This window comes from Gracilinema caldarium DSM 7334 (genome assembly GCF_000219725.1).
GTDB classification, from domain to species: Bacteria; Spirochaetota; Spirochaetia; order Treponematales; family Breznakiellaceae; genus Gracilinema; species Gracilinema caldarium.
The window spans coordinates 1,515,429-1,538,039 of sequence record NC_015732.1 but is presented as its reverse complement, the minus strand read 5'-3'; the positions used below and the strand labels follow the sequence as shown (position 1 = coordinate 1,538,039).

Genomic DNA, 22,611 nt, shown 5'->3' with positions numbered 1-22,611 from the left:
CCGGCGTCGGCTGGGCACCGCGCCTTTCCGACAGAACCGGGCTTTATGCAGCCTTATTTTCGGATTCCTAATTCCTTAATCAAAGAACGATACCCTTCTAAATTGGTCCGCTGCATATACTTGAGCATGCGCCGGCGCTGACCAACCAGCACGAGAAGGCCTCGCTGACCGGATTTATCCTTCTTGAATTGTTTACAGTGTTCTGTAAGCTGATTGATCCGTTCGGTTAAAAGCGCAATCTGAACTGCTGTGGCACCCGTATCCTTTTCAGATTTACCAAATTTGGTAATAATCGATACGGTGTCCTGCTTTGTTAATGCCATATACAAATCTCCTTGCAAACTACTATATTGTACCGGCCTTCAGGCGACAATATCTGTGCGACAAGTACCGTGCAGTAGTACTGCAAAGCTTTCCCGGGGTTTGAGGCAAAGCCCTTGTACTATCTGCAGGTTCCGCCCGTTCAATAATGCATCCTCGACGAGTTAAGCATCATTAAACCGGTGCAGTTTCACAAACTACCGCGGAATAACCTACGCAATTGACAGATATTGCAGATCTTTATGTCCTTTAGAAAATCTAAAGATTACTTCCTGACTAGTTTACCGAATTTTATAGAAAAGTCAATGTGGATATACATGTTTGTAGCTCCATGCTCCGGTTCTACCCTGGCTGGCTTTCTCGATAAGAGCGAGCAACTTATGCTCAGAAGAAAAAAGGCCAAGCAGAGTACTACTTTGAGGCAGTGCATGGTCCTTAAGGAGGGGATCTAAAGGCCTACCCTGCAGAACATAGGTTTTGTCAACTCTATCGAGAAGTACTATTGGAATATTAAGTTGATGAAAGAGCTCAGGGGTTATTGGCTTAAGAGCTTCCTGTAGCTGTGTCACCCCCCTATCTCCAGATTCTGGATCCACCGCATCGGTATCGGTAAAGGGGCCTACTGCCACACGATGCAGGGTCTCAAGGTAGGCACAGGATTCCGCCGCTCTGCCGATATCCCGGGCTAAGGCACGAATATAGGTCCCCTTTGAACAATGGACTCTCAGGGTAAGCCGCGGTTCTTCATAATGCAGCACTTCGAGTTCATGTATCCTAATTTCCCGGCCCTGCATCTCGACCGCTTGACCTGCCCTCATCCGTTCAGAGGCCCGTTGACCGTTGATATGAATTGCCGAATATGCAGGAGGAATTTGTATCTGGGTTCCCAAAAATGAAGGGAGTACTGCGAAAATTCGATCTCGTAGGGGTACAGGGGCGGTGCAAACAACCGTACCTTCTGGGTCTAGCGTATCGGTTTCTTTACCAAAATGAATGGTACCAATATATACTTTATCCAACTCATTAAAAATGGGAACAAGGGATGTATATTTTCCAATCACAAGCACTAATAAGCCTTCGGCAAACTTGTCTAAAGTCCCCGTATGACCGACCTTCCCTGTTTTTAAGGCTCGTTTTACCTGATAAAGAGCATCAAAAGAGGTAAGCCCTGAGTTTTTATGTAATAAAAGGTATCCATCGGCATTACTGGCCGCTTTCGGCATTCAGATCCTCAATCTTCTTAACAATTTCAAAGCCTTCTTTAAGGCTGTGATCTTCATGAAAACGCAGTTTAGGAGTTTGTCGTATATGCATAGTAAGATTCAATTGAGCCTGAATAAACCCTGCAGCGCTTTGCAGACCAAGAACACCCTTTTTAAGCCGCGATTCGCTTTCGAAACTAGATACATAGAGGTCTGCATAGGAAAGATCCCGCGAAATATCAACCCTTGTGATGGAGAGGAAAGGACCAACTCGGGGATCCTTGATTTTACCTTCTACAATCAAGGCGCCCACTTTTTCCTGTATCAGATGATTTAATCGTTCCAACCGATATTCGGACATCACTTATCCTTTGGCTGTTGGGTGTTGCTGCTTAACTTTCGGGCAATCTCTACCATTTCAAAGACTTCGAACTGGTCACCCACTTTAATATCATCAAAACCATCAAGACCTATACCACATTCATACCCTGCAGATACTTCCCGGGCATCATCTTTAAACCGCTTAAGGGAGGCAATTTTTCCAGTATGAACAACAATACCTTCGCGAATGACGTTGACGCTTGCACTGCGTTTAACAACACCGGTCAGCACATAACAACCTGCAATGGTACCAACCTTGGGAACCTTGAAGGTCTCCCGAACTTCTACGGTGCCGATAACCTCTTCTTTCACATCCGGCTTTAACATACCTTCCATAGCCTGCTGAATTTCTTCGACAGCCTTATAGATGATATTGTATTTGCGGATATCAACCTTTTCCTGTTCCGCAAGGGCCTTAGCCTGAGGAGTCGGACGGACGTTAAAGCCAATGATGATAGCATTGGAAGCAGCAGCCAGGTCTACGTCCCCTTCATTGATAGCGCCAGGTAAGGCCTGAATAACATTCAGCCGCACTTCTTTGGTGGAAAGTTTTTCAAGGCTTGAACGTAAGGCTTCTACCGACCCCTGCACATCACCTTTAATGATAACCTTGAGTTCCTGGATTTCACCGTCACTAATGGTATCATAGAGATTATCCAGGGTTATCTTTTTAAGATTCTTAGCATCTTCAAAACGCTTCAGTTCCTGACGCTTCATGGAAATTGCCCGGGCAGTCTTTTCATCTTCTACCACCTGAAGCGGATCTCCAGCGTTGGGTATACCCTCAAAACCGAGGACCTCAACCGGCATTGAGGGAGTCGCCTCATCAATCCGTTCGCCCTTGTCATTAAAGAGGGCTCTCACCTTTCCAGGCCAAATACCGGCTACAAAGGAATCTCCCACCCTGAGAGTCCCCCGTTGTACGATTACCGTAGAAACGACACCTCGGCCATGATCGATTCGGGATTCGAGCACCTTTCCCTCTGCACGGCAATCATAATTAGCTTTAAGCTCTAGAATTTCAGCTTGCAGCAGTATTGCATCGATAAGTTTATCGATACCCAACTTTTTAAGGGCAGAAATTTCAACGTACATTGTCTGGCCGCCCCAATCTTCGGGCATAAGCCCCAGTTCAGAAAGCTGGGTCTTTATACGATCAGGGTTAGCTTCAGGTTTATCAATCTTGTTGATGGCGACAATAATCGGTACCTTTGCTTCCTTTGCATGGTTTAAAGCTTCGATCGTTTGAGGCATAACACCATCATCAGCAGCAACCACCAAGACTACAATATCTGTAACTTGGGCACCCCGGGCACGCATTCTGGTAAAGGCTTCATGGCCTGGTGTATCGAGGAAGGTAATTGAACCATGGGGGGTTTCGACCATATAAGCCCCAATATGTTGGGTAATACCTCCAAATTCACCGGATGCGACATCGGCACTACGGATTGCATCGAGCAGTTTGGTTTTACCATGGTCGACATGGCCCATGACAGTAACTACAGGTGGCCGTGGTTGTAAAGATTCCTCATTATCCTTTTGACTTTCGATAACCGTTTCATCATAGAGGCTCACGATATTCACATCACAACCATACTCGGCGGCCAGCAAAGTTGCTGTTTCTGCATCAATCTGCTGGTTAATAGTTACCATCATCCCCATGGACATGAGTTTCTGGATAAGGTCTGACGCCTTCAGGTTCATTTTTCTAGCCAGTTCAGAAACCGAAATAACCTCCATGATGTCAATCGATTTAGGAACCGGATTGGTCATCTTGGTGGTCTTTTTCTTTATTTGAAGGAGTTTTTCCTCCATCTCTTCTTCTTTCCGCTGGTAAACTGTTTTTTTAGCCTTAAAGGACTTCTTAGACGGCCCCTTTCCTTCAGCTAAGGGAGGTGGCGGTGGTCCCATAGTTGGACGGACAGAACCACCGGGACGGGGACCAAAACCGGCTCGTCCACCCTGTCCCTGGGATCTTTGGCCTGGGGCCCCGCCAGATCTTTGTCCTCGTGGAGCTTGTCCGCGTTGTCCAGAACCACCTGTACTATCCCGATTCTGTGCCCCTATAGGACGGGGAACCTGTGGTCTGTTACCCTGGTATCCCTGGCCAGAGGGTGCTCCCTGAGAAGATCCTGAAGGACCTCGGCCGGTATTACCAACGGGACGTCCCCCTACTCGACCAGCCGCAGACGCAGGCCGCTGGGGGAAGGGAGGTACAGTCGAACGATTATGATCAGAACTTTCTCTATTTCCGGAAGGCTGACCACCAACAAAACGCCCCCCTACCCGGCCTGCAGCAACCGCTGGTCTTTGGGTATTAGGCATGGATGTAGGTTTCGTAGTTTGAGCTTTCTGAGTTTCTGCTAAGTCAGCACCTTTTTCTTCCGTTTTTGGTTTTACTGCTTCTTGCTGTACTGACCGTTCTTCTTGTACTTTTTGTTGTACCGGTGCTTGGAAATTATGAGGAGCTTGTTCCTTAGTATGCTGGGCAGAAGACGGAACTACCACAACCTTAGCTTGAGTTTTTTTAGGTATATTGGGCGCATTTGAAGAGGATTCTGATGAAGAACCAGTACCTGAACCTTGCTGTCCTCCTGGTTGTCCGCCAGAAACCGCCTGGGGCTTTTTCTTCACAACAACAACTTTTTTCTTTTCACCATGCTCAACCCCAGACGCTGAAGAGCTCGTTCCAGCTAAAGACTCCGATGATTTTGCCTGTTCCTGTTCAGGCTGTGCATGAGAAGTTTTATGTTTAATTAATTCAACCTTTGGTTTCTGCGTTCCGTCCAATTCCTCAGCCATATTCCACCTTTTACTCTTGATCCTCGTATTCGAAGCTTAACCCGATACCACAGTTAGGACAACTGGTCATATCAAGAGTTATTTTTGCTCCGCATTCGGGACACTGATACTCTTCTTCTACTTCTTCAGGAGAAGCTTCCTGAGCCTCTTCCTGAACAATATCTTCTTCGTAGTTTTCATCTTCTTCGATGATTTCTACGTTTTCTTCAATTATTCTGCGTAAGTCTGCCAGATCTTGTTCTGAAAGTCCCTTGATATTTGCAAGCTGTTCATCAGACAGTTCAAGGAAGTCTTCGATATACTCAATATCATTTTCCAAGAGCAGATTGACCACTTCCGGTTTAACCCCAGGAAGATCGGCAATCCGGCTGAATTCCTCTTCATAAGCTGATTCTTCACCGAAGAGCTGTGACACAGCCCTGCGGGATTCAGAGGAAATATCCATTTCCTCGTACTGGGATTCGGTTTTGACATCGATATTCCAGTCTACAAGACGGTTGGCCAGACGGACATTCTGTCCCGTTTTGCCGATCGCAAGGGAGAACTGGGAATCGGCCACGATGGCCAGAGCCTGACGTTTTGCCTCATCAAGGATAATGACATCCTTAACTTCTGCAGGAGAGAGGGCATTTTTAATGAAACGCCGCGGATCCGGATCGTATTTCAGAATATCAATTTTTTCGCCTTCCAGTTCTTTAATGATAGCCTGAATACGTACGCCCTTGAGTCCTACACAGGCTCCCACAGGGTCGACATCATCCCGGTTTGAATACACCGCAATCTTGGTCCGATACCCAGGTTCCCGTACAATCTTGTGAATTTCCACAGTCTTGTCGTAGATTTCGGGAACTTCAAGTTCAAATATGGCCTTTACAAAGTCCGTATGAGTTCGGGATAGAACTACCTGGAGTCCCGTTGGGCCCTTGGAGACTTCTACAATCAGGGCCTTGATGCGGTCATTAACCCGGTATACTTCCCGGGGTGACTGATATTTCTTCGGAAGAATGCCTTCTACCTTGCCAAGATCTACATAAATGGTCCCATTCCGTTCCCGCTGATAATAGCCGATGATGATTTCACCAACCTTATCCTTGAATTCTGAATAGAGGCTGTCCTTCTGGATTTCCCGGATAGATTGATGGGCGGTCTGTTTTGCGCTTTGCACCGCAATCCGGTCGAATTCTTTAGGATCAATTTCGATGAGCAGTTCATCTCCAATTTCTGCTTCCGGATCCAGTTCCCGGGCTTCTTCCAGGTCAATTTCACAAACCGGATCGTACACACCGTCTACAATCTTTTTCTTTGCAAAAATTGAAACCTTTGTATAATCGTCATTAAATCGAACAACCGCATTGTCAGCAGTACCAAACCGGCGTTTGTATGCTGCCAGGAGGGTGTTCTCGATGGTTTTAAGGACCAACTCCTCTGAAATACCACGATCCTGAACCAGTTGGCGGATCGCTTCGGACATATCCGATGCCATCAGTCTTCAACCTCCTGCGAATAATCTAATTTTGCCTTTGCAATACTATCATAGGATAGTTCCACAGTACCCTTTGCTCCTCGTAACACCAGGTGATGATCGTCCGCTTCCAGGATAATTCCTGCGGTCCAATCTGATATATCAGTACGATAACACCGTACACCCCGACCAATGTATAATTGGAATTCGGAGGCATCTTTAATGGTTCTATCTATACCAGGGGAAGCCACTTCGATATAGAGATCCTCCCCGGGAAAGGCCAGTTCCAGCCGGGGCACAATCGCATGATGAACCCGGGAACAATCACCCACACCGACCACACCTTTTTTCGTAACCGTAAGCCGAATTTGGGTTTTACCCCGTTGTTTTGACACAGAAAGTTCTACGATGGACATACCAAGACCCTGAACAACAGGATTTAAAGCATCAAAGAGGGGATCTTCCTTTCTCGGACTATAATGCACGGCTCCACCTACAAAAAAGGAGTCGTTCGAACGACTCCTTTTTTTCTATATAATTGGTCGAATGACGGTTCTAATGTACCTTTTCCTATATTCTTTGTCAACTATCGCACCTAATATCAAAACTAATCATAAAACAGTACAACAGTTCCTACTAATTCTGCACCCCCCTCTTTTAGAGCCTTTGCACAGACTCTCAGTGTGCTACCTGTGGTCATAACATCGTCAAACAAAAGGACTCGCTTTGGAACTACATCAATACAACGAATTTTACCATTTAGATTGATAGTCCGTTCTGTTCGATGTAGTTTTTTTTGACTTTCTGAGGGAAGCCGTTCCAGACATGTAATAACAGGCATGTTTTGTTCCGGGGGATTTGCACCCGTGGCACGATGTAACTTTTGTTTTCTCAGTTTATCAAGATATAATGACAGGGTAATGATGTGATCCCAACCCTTTTGTTTAAGTTTACCAGGACTTGATGGGACGGGAACCCAAGCATCGAAATGATAGCCAATTCCAGCAAGATATTGAACAGCCTGATCAAGGCAATTAACTAGAAACCATGCTAATTGAATGTTTTTATTGAACTTGTAGGACTCGAGCATCTTCTTTGCTTTTCCAAGATACGGATACAAGGCTAATGCTATGTCCTGTGGAGGTGATTCATGCTGTCTACAGGTCATACAACTTGTTTGCTCTGAAATGAGGGGCCTACCACAATGGGGACAGCGGGAATCTATGGTGAAATCTAATGTCAATTCCTTTTGACAATCGAGACAGAGTCCATATAAATATTCTCCTTGTTCTACAAGGGGACGATCACAAAGCACACAGCCCCTTTCAAAACATAACTCCCGTAATAATGCACCTAAGATCTCAATATATTTATTCATACACCCAGTACAGAGAAATGTGAGATATTGCTTATACATGGATTCCCATTAAAAGAAATTTCAAGGCCTTAGAAACATCATATATGCAAGCTCTCTATATTACAGTATCATCACAGATCCTCTCCGAAGAGTGAGCGGCTGGCTGCTTTTTGTTTTTTTGGTCTATTGGAAGCAGATACTAGGTTTTCTTTCCAAGTATATAGACGGGCCAACGCTTCGAGGGGCGTTATACGGTCAAGATCGAGATTAAGAAGCTCTTTGATAATTGTCACATTGTTATCGGGACTTGGGGGTTCGGCTGACGATTTCTGAAGGGTTTCTGGTAGTGGTAAGGTCATAGTCGCTAGCTGAATTTTTAATTCACTCTCCTGTCGACGAAGTCGATCCATAATCTGGGCAGCCCTTGTAAGGACCCGTTCAGGAAGACCTGCTAGCTGAGCAACAAAAAGACCATAAGATTCTTCAGTAGCCCCCTCTTTTAGCTTTCTGAGAAACAAAATCCTACCATCCTGTTCTAGAACTTCCATTGAACGATTGGCAAGCCGTGGATGCTCAATCCGGGAAAGTTCATGGTAATGAGTGGCAAAGAGGGTTCTACACTGAATATGTTCTAGTAGTTCTTCACATACTGCCCAAGCAATAGAAAGACCGTCATTTGTGCCCGTACCACGGCCTACTTCATCCATAATAACAAGACTCTGAGTGGTTGCTCCATGAAGGATATTAGCGGTTTCATTCATTTCTACCAGGAAAGTAGATTCACCCCGGGCTACATTATCCGAAGCTCCAACCCTACAGAATATTTTATCTACAATACCGATGTGAGCTTCTCGGGCTGGTACAAAACTGCCTATCTGGGCCATTAGAGTAATCAGGGCGGTCTGCCGAAGATAGGTAGATTTACCAGCCATGTTAGGACCGGTTATAAGAGCAAAGGCGATTCCTTTCGTATCCAATATGATGTCATTGGGAATAAATTCGCCTCGGGGCAGATGTGCCTCAACCACTGGATGACGCCCCTCGATAATATGAAGTTTTTGTTCATAGGTGACCTGAGGTCGAGTCCAACCATAGGCAGTGGCAGCTCGAGCTAAGCTTTGACATACGTCAAGCTCAGCCATTCTTCGACCTGCAGCACCTAACTCATTTATCAATGTTTTTGCACGCTGGCGAATTTCGAGAAAAAGTTTTTTTTCCAGCTCGATAATACGGTCAGACGCACCATTAATTTCGGCCTCCAGAGCTGCAAGACGGTCAGTGGTGTATCGTTCCCCCCCCACAACACCCTGTCGACGAATAAAATGGGGTGGTACAAGGGAAAGATTAGATTTTGTTACTTCAAAATAATAACCAATAAGACGGTTATATTTTATTTTTAAGGTGTTAATGCCGGTAATCTGCCGCTCTTCTTCTAGGTAGGCTTCAAGCATCTGGCGTCCATTATTTTTAAGGTTTTGCAGCTCATCAAGCTCCTTACTGTAGCCTGGCCTGATAAGATTCCCTTCGGTAAGAAGAATTGATGGGTCATCGAGGATAGCCTGCTCCAATTCATTCTTAAGAGCTATCAGTTTCTGCAGTGCTGTGTTATCAGGAGCATCCCCATATTCACTTGGGATCTGACACTCCTTTAATAATTGGGACAAGTTCTCAAATACTGATAAAGAAGTACGGAGGGCTACTAAATCTTTACCATGGGCCTTGTCCATAGCAAGCCGCGAAGCAAGTCGTTCTAGATCTGAGGCATGACTAAGGTATTCCCTAATTTTAGATAGGAGATCTTGACGATGATAGAGCATCTCGACCATTGAAAGTCGCTTTTCTATAGCCATTACATTTCGAATAGGATGTAGGATTCGCCAATATAGAAGCCTACGACCCATGGAGGTCTTTGTATGGTCCATGACTTCAACAAGCGAAAAATGCACGTCCCCATCCCGCATATTCCGTACCAATTCTAGGTTTTTCTGGGAGGCCTCATCAATACCAACAAATTCTTCATCACCATATCGATGCAGCTGTTTAAGATGGGGTAACACACTTCGAGCTGTATCATCAATATATACGAGAAGTACACCAGCGGAGATAATTTCAGGAGACTTGTCCAGGAGATTAAATGCCTTAAGATTTGCAGTTCCAAACTGTTGTTCTAGCCGTTTTCGGCTTCGGTCCAGGTCAAAGAGCCAATCGGCCCATCGGTTTACCACTAATCCAGGACGTTCAAGAATTGATTCCTGTACATACCGGTGAGATTCAAGCAGGGATTCCTGAACAATTATTTCCTTAGGCTGTACCCGTTCAATTTCACGACGTATCCGTTCTTCGGCACCTTCAGATGGGAATGATGTAGCCCAAAAATCTGCAGTAGATATATCGATATAAGCAAAAGAAAAAAAAGTACCATATTGAGCAAGGGCCGCGAGATAATTGGCAGCTCCTTTTTCGAGAAAGTCATCATCTACGGTAGTACCAGGTGTAATTACCTCTACAACTTGACGTTCAATAAGCCCTCTGCCACGGCCAGGTTCTGTAAGTTGTTCACAGATAGCGATTTTTTTTCCCAATCTAAGTAGTCGTGCAATATAACTGCGAGAGGCATGGTAGGGCACACCACACATAGGTAATCCATTACGGCTTGTAAGGGTTAAATTGAGCAGGGAGGATACTTCTAGAGCATCCTCGGCAAACATCTCATAAAAATCGCCAAGTCTGAAAAAAAGCACCATTTCTCGGTACTCTTTTTTGATACGGCGATATTGTTCAATCATAGGACTAGATTCTGCCATGGGAGTTGCATTATAGAGCACTATGCTTTAAAGTACAACATGGAGTGATTGTGATTTTTTGTGTAAGAAAAGGAGCACACGGTGGCAGAAGCGTTATACTACAAAGAGGAAAATCAGCGCCTCTATCTCAAGGGCGAAGGACATATTACGGCTATACTCTGTGCAGACCTTAGAGAATTAATATTTAACCGCTTTGAACAGGGACACCCTTTAGAAGCCTTTTATATAGATCTTTCTGCATGTGATTATATGGATTCCACATTCATGGGACTCCTTGTAGGGTTTAATAAACGGATGCTTAAGTTAATGAAAAAGCGGATTACCATTGTGTGCCCCTCTTCCACTGCAAAGGGGTTAATGGAAGGGTTAGGCCTGACTTCTTTGGTAGATATTCTTGAAGATCCGGTACCCTTCCCAAAAGATATGATAAACATAAACCAAACAAAAACTGCTAATGTAGATTTGTTATTACACAGCCATGAAAATCTCATGGAACTCTCAGAAGAGAACAAGAAAAAATTTGCGGCCCTCCACTCGGTGCTAAAAAATCAGAAAGAACAGGAACCATAAACAAGAAAAAAGCCCAGCTTGTTGCTGGGCTTTTTTAATAAACAAAAAAGTTCAGAAGAACTGTTGTAATAATCTATCGGCCAGCCTTGGTGAGAAGGTTATTGATAACCTTATCGGTTATATCTACCGTAGGGCTGTACCAAAGGATACCACTTGACTCTTTAAGATTTAACACCATGCTATAGCCATCACTTTCTGCAACAATTCGAATTTCATCGTAAACCTGTTTTAAAAAGCTATCCGATTGGGTTAGTTTTTTTCGTTGCTCTTCGAGCTCAGCGGTTTTAATACGATAATACTCTTTAAGATATTCTGTTTTCTTATAAATTTCGTTATCGAGGGACAGAACTTTTTGCTGATCACCGGCATTAACTGCATCTAAACGATTTTTTTGCAGAGTCTGTATTTCATTATTCATTTTATCAATGTCAGCCTGTACACGGGCACTTCGTTCTTCAAAGTCTCGAACCGCTTTGGAATCTTTAAAAAAAACAGTATAAATTTTAGGAAGATCCACCACAGCAAACCGTGTTAATTGCTGAGCTGAGACCCCCATTGTTGCTATTAACAACAAGACAACACATGGTAAAATATGTTTTTTTTCCATTTCATTGGTCTCCTTTATTAATAGGTTGATAGGGCAAAGGAAATTACAAAATCGAGTCCCCAACTGCCAATACCACCGTCAATCCATTGGATCTTATTATCTACGACTTGGAAACGCTTTGCTAAACTAAAACGGAAGGGAAATTGGGGAATAGTAAAGCGAAGTCCACCACCTAAACTAAAACGGAAATCTTCGATGGAAAGGTCGTTCATCAATGCATACCAATCATCTTTAACCGCCGCCGCATCTATAAACCAGTCCCAGGCAAGTATATTTGCCGCAAGGGGAATCCGAAGTTCTGCCCAGTTTTCCCAAAGGGCTAAGCCATAGCTGTACCTCATACTATACCAACCACGGGCAGTAAACATTCCATCAATAACTAATTTATTAGAATCCTGAACAACCGGTTCTTGATTAAACTGTTGCGGTAAAATGAAGGACAATCCAGAGTGAATACCGAAGACAGTCTTAAAGGTAAAGGAATCTGAAACAGGAAGAGCAAACAATGTGGTAAAGACCTCGGCTTTGGTATCGGTACGAAGATAATGTTCCTGTTCTATAGGTAAAATGCCATATATGCCAAGGCGCTGCATTGCATAATACCCCTTTGAAGGGTCATAATAAATATCTCGCTGGTCAAGGGATACCGTCCCCCATAGTACATTCGACGGAGTCCATTTATTATTCAACTCCCGTAATACAGGATCAAAGGGGCGATATAAGTCACTATCATAGGTATTTTGCACCAAGCCAATACGCATACCGCCACCAACACCAAGGATTCCAGCAAGGGTACTAAAACGATAACCCGTAGAGAATCCTAGAGAAATTTTCCATTGGTCATATTTCATTTGATAACTTTTTGGAGCTACTTTATTAGCGTCTATATAGTCTTCATAAGATTCAAAACCATCGGGAAATGCATAGGATTCATCACCATTAAAATAGGGAGCGAAATTATCCATGAGAGCGGTCTTCTGAGCATGACTAAGACTCAAGTCAAAACTTCCAGAAAGAGGTAATCCAAAGAGCCAACGTTTTGAATAAGAAAGAGAAACACTTTGAGTATCCGGTGATCCATTAAGCTCAAAACTTGCCTGGTCGCCGTTACCCATAAAATTGCGATCATTGAGCTTAATCAAGCCAGAAATGGGAAAGGCATTAGGGTCTGAGGATCCAGAAAAAGTAAGCCCAAATTGTATATCCGCGGTAGGCTGTTCTTCGACATTGAATACCAGATTCATCAGGTTATCCGCACTACCTGGAGGTGTTTCGGGAGTAATTGCAGAAAAATATTGTAAATTATAGAGGTTGCGAAGCCCATCCATAACTTTTGTTTTAGAAAAGATATCACCAGGTTCAAGGGGAATCTCTCGCAATATAACTGACTCTTTGGTTTTTTTATTTCCTCTAATAATGATATTCTCTATATGTGCTCGAGTTCGTTCAATAATACTTACTTTATAAGAAATAGTGCCAGTATTCTCATCACGAATTTCCTTTCTACTTATCGTATTAAATATATAGCCATTTTCATAATAAAGATCTGCAACCCGCTGTAAATCTGCTTCTAGCTTTTTAATACTTACGACTTGACCTTTTTTTGAATAAATGAGTTTCTCCAATTGGCTTGTTGGAAATATCTTATTCCCTTCAAACTCTATCGTACCTAAGGTATAAGCCTTCCCTTCAAAGATCTTAAAGGTAATACTCATAAGGTTTCGGTTCTGTTCATCCTTACGAATCTGGCGAACCGTATCGATAATCCGTGCATCAATATAACCACGGTCTTGATAATATTGTACAAGGGCCTGTTGATCTGCTAGAAGTTTTGCTTCTTGAAATGCACCATCATTTAAAAGGGATTTTGTTTTTAACGAAAGAACACTTCTGAGCGTTCGTTCAGAAAAGACCGTATTCCCTTCGAATTGGATAGATTCAAGAGCGATTTTTTCACCTTCATCAATGGTAAAGGTTAATTTTACCGTTGCATCCTTTCCTTCACTTGTATGACTAGAAACTTTTACATCAGGAAATCCTTTTTCTAGATATTTATTTTTAATAGCCTGTTCATCAGCTCTAATTTTTATTTGACTGACAACATCATCTGTTTTTGTCGATATAACATCTAGCAATTCATTTCGCCGAATACCATTGTTACCTTCAAAATCTATGCGACTAATAACCGGCTTTTCCTTAACTTTGAATTTTAAAATGACTGCAGAACCAGTCTGATCGACTGGTATAGCACTTGGGGAAATCATATCAAAGTATTCTAGTGCATATAAGCGACCTTGTAATTCCCAAAACAACGCATCAGTGAAAATTCTTCCAATATAGGGGTCGGTAATACCCTCTAATTCAGTAGTTTTTACATGTCTAAGCCCTTCAAAGGTGATGTTTTTTATAGGTTTTCCTACATACCAATCTTCGGTCTGTTGACCAAAAGCAAACATGGCCAAGATGGTGAGTAATACTACAATGATTTGTTTACGCATCGATGCTCCTTATAAATATTAAAATGACCATTTCCAACTTATAGTAACTGACTGGCTGTTTATAAACAAACGATCCCCCTCTTTGGGTACAAAATTCCAATTTATTGTAAACAAGGGACTGCGTAACTCAGCTCCAATTTCCGGTTCTATTGTTAATCCCCCTAGTAACGTATTTTCATTATCTGAATTATACCGTAAAGATACCATAGAATGAACAAAAAAATCAGGTCCAAAGTATTTTCCTACATATAATGTAGTATTATCAAAATAGTTGCCTAGGCTGCTTGTCCTGTCAACAGGCCTGTCTACGAGTCCTGAGGCCTGTAAAATAGTGTTTTGAAGAATTTGGGTTCTAATTGAAAACATATCTAGATTTAAAGATTCACGTATATCCTGCTCAAAGGAACGTACCACGTTAAATTGAGCAATAACATCCGATGAGGCATTAAGAACCGCATCTTGGAAGCTTTTCTCTTGATTATTAATAGAAGTACCAGTCACATTTTGACCTAACAAGGCAAAAATATCAACCTGAGATAGGGGTGGATCTGATAAAAAGCGAGGTGAAAAGTTACTTAAGGGTGCATTATCAATGATTAATGAAATTATGACTGGACTGCTGTTAAGTCTATCTCTTATTTCTGCTCGAAGAGCTACACGAGGATCAAAACGGATTTCATTTTCATTAAATGTAAGTTGACCACTACGTATATAAAAACTACGTTGGAAATAAAAAACTTCACCTCCCCTTAAGTTTACATTTCCTTTAACAGAATATTTTCTTGTTTCTGAATTGCTTTTAATTTGGATTATTGAACCTAAATCACTATAGGCGCGAAGTATTGGGAAATTGGTATTTGGCCATATAAATTCTACTTTTTTGCCAGTTCTTAATGTAATCAAAGATTCGATTGCAAAGGGACTAGCGATATCCAAGTTTTCAGTAGACTGATTCCCTGAGTACATAATAAGAGTTTCAGAAACTGCTAGATCACCTGTCACAGAAAACAGCCCATCTTCAGACTTTATATCAAGAATTCCCCAGGTTTTACCTTTGGCTTTAATACCCAAAAGATCCGTTTTAAACAAGATTGCTTCCGGCTCTTTTACGGCAATCTGAAAGAAATAATTACTCGGTAACCAGCGTTCAAAAATCATCGATCCCTTTACTGATGCTTTTCCTTTACCAACAGGTAAAAGGACGGGTGTGAAATTCATACTAGTATCTTGAAAGGTGATGGTTACATCCGTAGGCCCCAATTCTTCTTGAATCCAATCAGGTATTGCCATGCGAACACTCGATGCTGAGGCAGTACCATATAATAAGGGATCAGTAATTGGCCCTTTTATATCTACTGTAACCGTTGCAAAACCACTAGTTATCTGAAGTGGAAAGTTCTTAGGCAGTAATCCCCAAAGGGCGCTCACATCTACATATAATTTATTAGTTTTTGCATCAATCATCCCCTTGTTTAATGAGCCAGTTATAGCTCCTCGTAATGGTAAAGGCTGTGAAAAGGCGAGATAAAATGCGCCATCGGTACCTAATTCAGCTCGTATTGCATTATTTTGTCCGCCTCGAAATGAAAAAGCCCCACCTTGAGCAGTTACTGCTAAGGGAATTGGCTGATCGATATGCCAACGATCATAAAAACCCTGTGTAACGACTATCGACCCCTCATAAGATAAGGGTTGCAATGGTTGTTGCAATAATGCTTGTACTGTGGGCACGTCAGAAAAATGTAAATCCACCTTATTATAAATATCTATTGATCGGGATAATAAAATACCTCTTATACGAGAGTTCATACTTAAGGTCTTTTGTATTCTGTTAAGTTCAAGATTATTAATATCAACTTGTAAATCCCCATAGGCAATAGTTGTATTAGATATTTCTAACCCCTCGGGACTTAAAGATCCAGAAGATGAAACAAGAGTATCCTGATCAAACAGTCGTGCTTTTAAAGAGGCAATTTTCCAATCTATACTGAAATTATCTATGGAACTCCAAATAAACCGTAGTTCACCGGTGAAGATTGGGTTAAAAGAGGTTACGTAAAATCGATTTAAATTTGCTCGCGAAACATAAAAACGCCCTTCCAATTCACCAGAAGCTAAGCCTTTTAGAGTAATTTCATACCGCTCACTATTTTGTATATCCGATAGACGAGATATTATAACAATGTTGGTAAAATTGTGTTCCCATGATGCTGTAAATATTCCCGATAATATACCACCACTATCTTGATATGTAACATTTTGAAGTTGGATCCCTTGAGGATTAGCTTCCCCGGTGCAACTTACTGAAAAAGGTTGTTTGTTAAAATTGGGTATATCTGAGAGGACCAACTTATGTAATTGTAAATTCCACTGTTTTGGATCAAGAAATTTAAAGTCTATATCAAAAGACAGCAGCATCCGGTATGATTCTATAGGAATTGGAATGGTATCAGATTTGCAAAATCCAGACCACGAACCATCGGTAATACGTATAAAAGACCCTGTTAGACCATAAGAACCCTGTAATGTAATGGTATTTAGGTCTAATACCTCAATCAATACCGAATAGACTACTTTTTCATAGGTTAGGTTTGTATCAATTTTAATTGAATTGATATCTGTAAAGTCTAGGTTACTGTTAAAATACAACTGCAATTGCTTTAACAAAATTTGTCCATTTTGAATATTAATTTGGTGTTCAGTCCCGGCAATAGAGGCGATAATAGCAGCCATATTGTCGTTTTGATTATAAAGAATAAGTCGTGGGGATGAGTAAGAAATATGTTTGCCATTATAAGTTACAAATAATTCTGTTGTAGCAGCCCATGGCTCTAAGCTTTCTTTGGAAATCTGTGGTAAACTACCAATAAAAGCTTGTACAATATCGTTATATATAACTGATAGTTCTAAACCATCAATTTTAAAAGTACCCTGAAATAAAAAATCTGAAGGATCAAAAATACCATCAGAGAATATTCTCGCAACCCGTACATTTTCGTAGGATGTTTCATCGATAAAATGAAGAGCCGAAATATCCCAGGTATAGTATTTGCCATTCTGATTGATATGAGCATCTACAGCAGAAAATTGAGCTTCTCCGAGCGTTAAGGATTCGCCAAAAATATAGTAATCCGATCCCTGTGTAGTAATGGTAAAGGTTCCATCGATAGGAATATTGGTAGGACTGAGGACTTTTTGAATTGTAACATTTCCAGTAATATTTTTCATTTGCAGATTTATATCTCCAGAATACTTGATAGTACCCCTATTGGAATGTAATGTTATATCCTGGATATGTATCTGGGATCCAATTCCAGAGATATTAATCTGAGCCCTAGTATCCACCCAAGGAAAAGGAGTTAGAGCGTTAACAGACACTTTATAATGGACATCATTCCCTAAAGTATAATTAAATTGTATTGAACCTGAACACGTTGCAGTTAACCAGGGTGCAACATGAGTCCATGCAGAAGCCCCATTTATCAACATGTTTGGAGTAAAATCTGCAAATTCAACACTACCTTCAATTTTTTTTTCGTTTACATTATATATAATCTCAAAATTATAGGGAAGAAAATCCCTCAGTTTATATAAATTAAGCTTTTCACTGGTAAAATTAGCCTGTATTCCTATGGTTTTTATCGTAAATAACGTAGTCTTTAGCTGTGCAAGTCTGGCTTGTAAGGAGCCAGATAGGGTTCGTAATGAAAGAGCACCCTGAATCTCTAAGGAACTGCTTATTTGTTCTGTGGATAATTCTGGACAAAGCATAACCATAGTAAGTTTACTTTTAACCTGAAATTCATCTTTCAGAACCCTTCCATTAAGCGATATTTGTTGTACTTTGAAATCTGTTGTTGCAGAGGAAAAATGCAATTCTCCATTTATCAACCGAATTTGAATCCCTTTTTTAAAAGAAATTTCACTCAATAATTTAATAAGAGAGGGGGGACTACTTTTTTGATTGTTTTGGGTTTTAAACACCCTCTGTAATAAGAACTGATCTCTTTCCATATCGATTGCAATAAGCGGCTTTTCCAAGCGTAAAGACTGAAAACTTTCAATAACGTTGCCCCGTACTAATTGGAATAAGGAATAGCCAATTCTTATCCGTTTAACCTTGATTATAGGATGATTATCTTCTTTTGATCGAATCTCTAAATCCCGTATATCTATGGTTGCAAACAGTGATGGACCCAAAGATCGATAGGATAGATGTATGGTATATTGCTGTTCTAGTTGCTCAAGAATTGAATTTTGTATTTCTTTTGAAAGCTGCATTAACCCTTGTTTGACCAAAAAAACAAAAAATATCAGCAAAATAAGAACTATGAAAAAGAGGAAAAACTCAGTTAATAGTTTTCTTATTTTACCTGTTGCTACCACTCTTGCTGACTCCATATTTAAACACTATAACAATACTCTATGATACTACAAAACTTTGTGGTCCTGGAAGGTGGTGACGGGACCGGAACTTCGACTCAATTACAGATTTTACAGAACCGTCTTGCGAGCTTTGCCAGTAAGGAAGGGAATTCTTCCAGCGGACAACAAAATCCTGCCACTCATTTTACCTTTGAGCCCACCGATGGCCCCATCGGCACCCTCATCCGGCAGGCCCTGCACCGTTCTCCAGCCCTCCAGCATCATACTATAGCACATCTCTTTGCCGCAGACCGGTATGAACACCTCTACAATGAATCGGGTATTGTGGCTCGGTGCCATCGGGGAGAACTGGTCATCTGCGACCGCTATGTTCCTTCCTCTCTTGTATACCAGGGTCTTGCCTGCGGAGATGATACCCCCGCATACCTGAACAGCCGCTTTCCCTGCCCTGAACTCATACTTTTCTTTGAACTGGACCCGGAGGTAGCAGAACAACGGTACAAAAGGCGTGATACACAGGACATGTTTGAACACCTAGCCTTTCAGAAACAGGTCCATGAAGCCTATGAGCGGATACTGCCTGCCTACTGCGCCCAGGGCACTACCCTGGTCCGTATCGATGCGGCAAAAAGTATCGATGAAGTCGCAGAACAGGTATGGAGTGCTTTGCAGAATCTGCCGATATTCAAAAGGTGAAGTACCCAGTGAACCTACGGCTTAGCGCAGTTTTCATGGTCCTCCTCCTCAGCCTCCCCGCCCTGAGCGGGGGGGCCTACTATGTCCAGTACAAGGAACAGTACTACAAACTATACCATCTCCATTATATCCAGTATCCCGATGACACCATGGAAAATATCTACTGGCTCGAAAAAGCCCTGAAGGCTGATTTTGCCAATCCCCTCTATGCCCTGGCACTCATAGAAGACAAAACACAATGGGAAAAATACCGTTACCTTTTTATGATGCACATCAACCTGAAACTCATCGAACAGTACCTCTACCTTGGCAATAAATGGAATAAACGGAATGCCTACTTTTACAACGCCCCTTGGAAGGAACAGAACCTGGAAAGCCTAAAAACCGCCGAAACCTGCTATAAAACAGCCCTCTACTACTGGAAGGATGCCAAGGAATGGGCCGACAAAGCCCTGGACAAGCGGTTCCGGTTCATCAACCTGGAACGGGTACAGAATTGGGAAGATGAGGCAGGCCGGATTGCCGATGGCACCCTGAACTACGAAAAAATTATCGGCCGGGAACTGGACCTCCTGGAAAAGGTCCGGCAGAAATTCCAGGCTATGGACGAAAACACCTACTGAATATACATGGCATCGCCGTAGCTGAAAAACCGGTACCGCTCCCGGACTGCCTCGGCATAGCTTTCCAGAATAAGCTCCCGGCCCGCAAAGGCGCTTACCAGCATGAGCAGAGTCGATTCGGGGGTATGAAAATTGGTAAAGAGCTGGTCCACCACCTTAAACCGGTAGGGCGGATAGATAAAGATTGATGTCGAGCTGGAACCCCGCTCCAGGTGGTCCCCTTTCCATGCCGATTCCAGGGTCCGGACACTGGTGGTCCCCACCGCAAGAACAGGCCGTTTTTCCCGCTTCGCCCGTTCCACCGCTGCAGCGGTTTCCTCGCTCACCGAATAGGTCTCCTCGTGCATCACATGGTCTTCGATTCGGCTCGTGCGGACCGGCATAAAGGTCCCCAGTCCCACATGGAGGGTAACAAAGACCCGTTCAATACCCCGGGCATCGAGGCGCGTAAGAATTTCATCGGTAAAGTGGAGCCCCGCCGTCGGGGCGGCACTGGAACCGGGAGTTCGGGCATAGACCGTCTGGTAGCGCTCGCTATCCTCAGCCTCGTCAGAACGCTTGATATAGGGCGGCAGAGGGATATGGCCATAGGTGTCGAGCCAGGCATCATCGATGGGGTGGTCAAAGTTGATGATCCGTAGTTCCCCCGCTTCCGCTTCGATGAGCACGGTGGTGCCGTCGGGGAACTGGTAGCGGCTTCCGGGGCGGCGGCGCTTTGCCCGCTTAACCATGACCTCCCACCGACTTCCCCCAATAAAGCGGGTCAGGAGAAACTCCACCTCGGCCCCCGTATCAAGGGAGCGGGCAAAGAGGCGGGCCTTTCGGACCCGGGAATCGTTAAAGACCATGAGGGCCCCTTCGGGCACCAGGTCCGGAAGGTCCGCCACCATGAGGTGCCGCCGCCGCCCCGTCCGCCGGTCCAGGACGAGGAGCCGGCTCTTCCCCCGCTCCGCCGGAGGATGCTGAGCGATCAGTTCGGGGGGAAGTTCAAAAGAGAAGTCCGTTGTTTCCATTGCTGTTCCGTTCAAGGTTAAGGTGTTCGTAGGCAAAGGGGGTGACCATCCGGCCCCGGGGAGTCCGCTGGAGGAGCCCTGCCTGAATGAGGTAGGGCTCATAGTAGTCTTCCAGGGTATCCACCGCTTCGCCCACCGAAATAGCCAGGGTTTCGGCCCCCACGGGGCCGCCGTTATACCGTTCTATAATGATCTTTAAAATCTCCCGGTCATAGCGTTCCAGGCCCAGGGAATCAATTTCGAGCCGTTTCAGGCCCTCCTGCACCACCCGGCGGCTGATATGTCCCTGTTCCAGGACCTGGGCAAAGTCCCGCATCCGCCTGAGGAGCCGGTTTGCCACCCGGGGGGTACCCCGGCTTGAGGAAGCGATGAGGGCTGCCGCATCATCGTCGATAGATACTTTGAGGATCCCCGCAGAGCGGTGCACAATGGCTTCCATATCGGCCTGCTCGTAAAAGGAAAAACGGCAGGTAATGCCGAAGCGGCTGATGAGGGGGCTCGAAACCATGCCGGCCTTGGTGGTGGCCCCCACCAGGGTAAAGGGCGGAATGGGAATCCGGATCGTCCGGGCACTGGGGCCCTGGCCGATTATCCAGTCGAGCTCATAATCCTCCATGGCGATATAGAGCATCTCCTCGATCGTGGGCTTGAGCCGGTGAATTTCATCAATAAAAAAGACCGTTCCTTCCGTAACGGTGGTCAGGATCCCCGCCAGGTCCTTCGGTTTATCCAGGGCGGGGGCACTGGTCACCTTAAAGTCTACCCCAAGCTCATTAGCCACCACCTGGGCTAGGGTGGTTTTGCCCAGACCCGGTGGCCCGATGAGAAAGAGGTGGTCCAGGCTTTCCTTCCGCTGTTTTGCCGCGGAAATAAAAACCGACAGGTTTTCCTTCATGGCCGCCTGGCCGAGAAACTCCTGCAGATACCGGGGCCGCAGGGAAAGGTCCCCTCTATCCTCTTCCAGGGGTGTTTCAGGATGCACGATGGATGCAGTGGTTGCCCCTGAAGGCGCAGGTGATCCGCTTGTAGTACCAGCGCCCGTTGTCGTCGGCCTGGTTGCCCCTGAGGGCGCGGGTGATCCAGTGGCAGGGGATCTTGATGATGCAGGGGTCAGTCCCTTCTTGTTTGCCATGTTCGGTCACTCCTCGCCCTTACTGACTGCTTAAAATGACGATTGCCTGCTTAAAGATCCGCTTTTCCCGCTCTGCCTGAGAGAGGGTGGCAGTTCCTGAAGCCGCAGACAGACCGGCGAGAGCCTCGGTACTGACGGCCCGGGCCGCGGAAGCCGCGGAAGCCCCATGCAGGGCCGCCCGATCGACGGCCTCAGCGTTGACAAGCCGGGCCGCCCGTTCGACAGCCTCAGCGGCGGTTTTCCGGTCGTAGCCCATATCGGCCAGGGCATTAACCAGTTCTTCATAGGCCGAACCAGCAACGGCGGCAGACACTGGATGGGCCAGTTTGCCCTTCAGAGCCAGGATCATCTTCTGGGCAGTCTTTTTACCGAGGCCGGGCACTGCCTCGAGCCGGGCAATATCCTCGTTTTCCAGGGCTGTTTCCAGGTCATCCTGGCTGATACCGCTTAAAATTTTCACTGCCTGCCGGGGACCGATACCTTCCACTTTAATAAGCTCTAAAAAGGTATTCCGCCGTTCTTCTGTGACAAAACCAAAGAGCCGCATCTGGTCCTCCCGGTGGTAGAGCCACACCAGGACCCGCCCTTCCTCCCCAACCGGAGGAAGCTGTTCCATATCCAAAAGGGGCACCGAGACTTCCCACTCAATGCCGCCAGTGGCAATACAGAGGGAATCCAGCCGTTTTTCGGTAATCATGCCGCGAAGACTGTTAAACATGGTATTGAGTATAGCCGAAAGGCGGGCTTTGCGTCTATG

General features: G+C 44.3%; 17 protein-coding genes. 3 read left to right on the top strand and 14 right to left on the bottom strand.

Translation table 11 applies throughout. The features are described from left to right. Positions 1 to 53: 53 nt before the first annotated feature. The 8 genes from rpsO to mutS all read right to left on the bottom strand — a co-directional run bounded on the left by rpsO (position 54) and on the right by mutS (position 10,329). Positions 54 to 323: a 30S ribosomal protein S15 gene (gene rpsO / locus SPICA_RS06900; RefSeq protein ID WP_013968813.1), complete on the bottom strand. Its 270-nt coding sequence runs from the start codon at positions 321 to 323 to the stop codon at positions 54 to 56. Between the two features lie 300 nt (positions 324 to 623). Continuing rightward, the gene (gene truB / locus SPICA_RS06895; RefSeq protein ID WP_013968812.1) at positions 624 to 1,544 is read right to left on the bottom strand and encodes a tRNA pseudouridine(55) synthase TruB; all 921 of its coding nucleotides are present in this window, start codon (positions 1,542 to 1,544) and stop codon (positions 624 to 626) included. Next, positions 1,525 to 1,884 (bottom strand): 30S ribosome-binding factor RbfA, encoded by a 360-nt coding sequence (gene rbfA, locus SPICA_RS06890; RefSeq protein ID WP_013968811.1) that lies wholly within the window; start codon positions 1,882 to 1,884, stop codon positions 1,525 to 1,527. The genes truB and rbfA overlap by 20 nt, the downstream gene beginning before the upstream one ends. After that, positions 1,884 to 4,706: a translation initiation factor IF-2 gene (gene infB / locus SPICA_RS06885; RefSeq protein WP_013968810.1), complete on the bottom strand. Its 2,823-nt coding sequence runs from the start codon at positions 4,704 to 4,706 to the stop codon at positions 1,884 to 1,886. Before infB ends, rbfA begins: the two co-directional genes overlap by 1 nt. 10 nt (positions 4,707 to 4,716) lie before the next feature. Next, positions 4,717 to 6,189 (bottom strand): transcription termination factor NusA, encoded by a 1,473-nt coding sequence (nusA, locus tag SPICA_RS06880; protein ID WP_013968809.1) that lies wholly within the window; start codon positions 6,187 to 6,189, stop codon positions 4,717 to 4,719. Then, positions 6,189 to 6,653 (bottom strand): ribosome assembly cofactor RimP, encoded by a 465-nt coding sequence (locus SPICA_RS06875; protein WP_013968808.1) that lies wholly within the window; start codon positions 6,651 to 6,653, stop codon positions 6,189 to 6,191. The genes nusA and SPICA_RS06875 overlap by 1 nt, the downstream gene beginning before the upstream one ends. Before the next feature lie 122 nt (positions 6,654 to 6,775). Then, positions 6,776 to 7,546 (bottom strand): ComF family protein, encoded by a 771-nt coding sequence (locus SPICA_RS06870; RefSeq protein WP_041396173.1) that lies wholly within the window; start codon positions 7,544 to 7,546, stop codon positions 6,776 to 6,778. A 110-nt stretch (positions 7,547 to 7,656) separates the two neighbouring features. After that, positions 7,657 to 10,329 carry a DNA mismatch repair protein MutS gene (gene mutS, locus SPICA_RS06865; RefSeq protein ID WP_013968806.1) on the bottom strand — a complete coding sequence of 891 codons (2,673 nt, stop codon included), beginning with the start codon at positions 10,327 to 10,329 and terminating at the stop codon, positions 7,657 to 7,659. Between the two features lie 81 nt (positions 10,330 to 10,410). Here mutS and SPICA_RS06860 point away from each other — a divergent pair, with 81 nt between their 5' ends. Then, the gene (locus tag SPICA_RS06860) at positions 10,411 to 10,899 is read left to right on the top strand and encodes an STAS domain-containing protein (protein ID WP_013968805.1); all 489 of its coding nucleotides are present in this window, start codon (positions 10,411 to 10,413) and stop codon (positions 10,897 to 10,899) included. Positions 10,900 to 10,972: 73 nt separating this feature from the next. Here the strand turns inward: SPICA_RS06860 and SPICA_RS06855 are convergent, their stop codons facing one another. From SPICA_RS06855 to SPICA_RS06845, 3 genes are read right to left on the bottom strand one after another with little or no spacing between them, the layout of a single operon-like run. Beyond that, positions 10,973 to 11,506: an OmpH/Skp family outer membrane protein gene (locus SPICA_RS06855; RefSeq protein WP_013968804.1), complete on the bottom strand. Its 534-nt coding sequence runs from the start codon at positions 11,504 to 11,506 to the stop codon at positions 10,973 to 10,975. Positions 11,507 to 11,523: 17 nt separating this feature from the next. Next, complete coding sequence (gene bamA / locus SPICA_RS06850; RefSeq protein ID WP_013968803.1) at positions 11,524 to 14,004, bottom strand: outer membrane protein assembly factor BamA; 2,481 nt, start codon at positions 14,002 to 14,004, stop codon at positions 11,524 to 11,526. An 18-nt stretch (positions 14,005 to 14,022) separates the two neighbouring features. Then, complete coding sequence (locus tag SPICA_RS06845) at positions 14,023 to 18,405, bottom strand: translocation/assembly module TamB domain-containing protein (RefSeq protein ID WP_083819875.1); 4,383 nt, start codon at positions 18,403 to 18,405, stop codon at positions 14,023 to 14,025. Positions 18,406 to 18,429: 24 nt separating this feature from the next. On the opposite strand from SPICA_RS06845, the gene tmk reads away from it, so the two are divergent. Both tmk and SPICA_RS06835 read left to right on the top strand, forming a co-directional pair. Continuing rightward, positions 18,430 to 19,086, top strand: coding sequence for a dTMP kinase (tmk, locus tag SPICA_RS06840; protein ID WP_013968801.1), 657 nt, complete (start codon positions 18,430 to 18,432; stop codon positions 19,084 to 19,086). A gap of 35 nt (positions 19,087 to 19,121) precedes the next feature. Then, positions 19,122 to 19,709, top strand: a complete 588-nt coding sequence (locus SPICA_RS06835) for a hypothetical protein (protein ID WP_041396527.1) — start codon at positions 19,122 to 19,124, stop codon at positions 19,707 to 19,709. Here SPICA_RS06835 and queA read toward each other — a convergent pair. Genes queA through ruvA form a run of 3 tightly spaced genes read right to left on the bottom strand, consistent with a single transcriptional unit; the run spans position 19,703 to position 22,572 of the window. After that, positions 19,703 to 20,722, bottom strand: a complete 1,020-nt coding sequence (gene queA, locus SPICA_RS06830; RefSeq protein ID WP_013968799.1) for a tRNA preQ1(34) S-adenosylmethionine ribosyltransferase-isomerase QueA — start codon at positions 20,720 to 20,722, stop codon at positions 19,703 to 19,705. The two genes, SPICA_RS06835 and queA, sit on opposite strands and share 7 nt — an antisense overlap. Then, the gene (gene ruvB / locus SPICA_RS06825; RefSeq protein WP_013968798.1) at positions 20,697 to 21,854 is read right to left on the bottom strand and encodes a Holliday junction branch migration DNA helicase RuvB; all 1,158 of its coding nucleotides are present in this window, start codon (positions 21,852 to 21,854) and stop codon (positions 20,697 to 20,699) included. The genes queA and ruvB overlap by 26 nt, the downstream gene beginning before the upstream one ends. Positions 21,855 to 21,873: 19 nt before the next feature. Continuing rightward, positions 21,874 to 22,572 (bottom strand): Holliday junction branch migration protein RuvA, encoded by a 699-nt coding sequence (gene ruvA, locus SPICA_RS06820; protein ID WP_013968797.1) that lies wholly within the window; start codon positions 22,570 to 22,572, stop codon positions 21,874 to 21,876. Positions 22,573 to 22,611: the final 39 nt, after the last annotated feature.

Excerpts from the sequence above, each read along its gene's own strand:
- rpsO (WP_013968813.1), bottom strand. The coding sequence starts at position 323 with ATGGCATTAACAAAGCAGGACACCGTATCGATTATTACCAAATTTGGT.
- truB (WP_013968812.1), bottom strand. The coding sequence starts at position 1,544 with ATGCCGAAAGCGGCCAGTAATGCCGATGGATACCTTTTATTACATAAA.
- rbfA (WP_013968811.1), bottom strand. The coding sequence starts at position 1,884 with ATGTCCGAATATCGGTTGGAACGATTAAATCATCTGATACAGGAAAAA.
- infB (WP_013968810.1), bottom strand. The coding sequence starts at position 4,706 with ATGGCTGAGGAATTGGACGGAACGCAGAAACCAAAGGTTGAATTAATT.
- nusA (WP_013968809.1), bottom strand. The coding sequence starts at position 6,189 with ATGGCATCGGATATGTCCGAAGCGATCCGCCAACTGGTTCAGGATCGT.
- SPICA_RS06870 (WP_041396173.1), bottom strand. The coding sequence starts at position 7,546 with ATGAATAAATATATTGAGATCTTAGGTGCATTATTACGGGAGTTATGT.
- mutS (WP_013968806.1), bottom strand. The coding sequence starts at position 10,329 with ATGGCAGAATCTAGTCCTATGATTGAACAATATCGCCGTATCAAAAAA.
- SPICA_RS06855 (WP_013968804.1), bottom strand. The coding sequence starts at position 11,506 with ATGGAAAAAAAACATATTTTACCATGTGTTGTCTTGTTGTTAATAGCA.
- bamA (WP_013968803.1), bottom strand. The coding sequence starts at position 14,004 with ATGCGTAAACAAATCATTGTAGTATTACTCACCATCTTGGCCATGTTT.
- SPICA_RS06845 (WP_083819875.1), bottom strand. The coding sequence starts at position 18,405 with ATGGAGTCAGCAAGAGTGGTAGCAACAGGTAAAATAAGAAAACTATTA.
- tmk (WP_013968801.1), top strand. The coding sequence starts at position 18,430 with ATGATACTACAAAACTTTGTGGTCCTGGAAGGTGGTGACGGGACCGGA.
- SPICA_RS06835 (WP_041396527.1), top strand. The coding sequence starts at position 19,122 with ATGGTCCTCCTCCTCAGCCTCCCCGCCCTGAGCGGGGGGGCCTACTAT.
- queA (WP_013968799.1), bottom strand. The coding sequence starts at position 20,722 with ATGGAAACAACGGACTTCTCTTTTGAACTTCCCCCCGAACTGATCGCT.
- ruvB (WP_013968798.1), bottom strand. The coding sequence starts at position 21,854 with ATGGCAAACAAGAAGGGACTGACCCCTGCATCATCAAGATCCCCTGCC.
- ruvA (WP_013968797.1), bottom strand. The coding sequence starts at position 22,572 with ATGTTTAACAGTCTTCGCGGCATGATTACCGAAAAACGGCTGGATTCC.